The organism is Halioglobus sp. HI00S01 (assembly GCF_001635445.1).
GTDB lineage: Bacteria > Pseudomonadota > Gammaproteobacteria > Pseudomonadales > Halieaceae > Halioglobus > Halioglobus japonicus.
The window spans coordinates 1-219 of sequence record NZ_LWEE01000398.1 but is presented as its reverse complement, the minus strand read 5'-3'; the positions used below and the strand labels follow the sequence as shown (position 1 = coordinate 219).

Annotated in this window: 1 protein-coding gene; it reads right to left on the bottom strand. The window is 56.2% G+C overall.

Annotated elements, in window-relative coordinates:
- Positions 1 to 219, bottom strand: a 219-nt coding sequence (locus A3709_RS24300; protein ID WP_197484368.1) for a hypothetical protein, incomplete at both ends; no start/stop codon positions are given.

Below are 219 nucleotides of genomic sequence, written 5' to 3'. Positions count from 1 at the left end.
TCAATCACAATAACCCGGTCATCACCGAAGTTGACCGATGCTCCCGCTTCAACCCGCAGGGTCTGGAATGTGTGGACACCCACCAGAGTCTGACCCAGGTATACACTGGGGTCATCCGCACTCTCGATCAGTAGGCTATTGGCATCATTGCCCGTGATCAGGTACAGCGGGTTGTTCTCGTTGGTGACATCCAGGTCCACCTGGATGCCCCGCAGATCC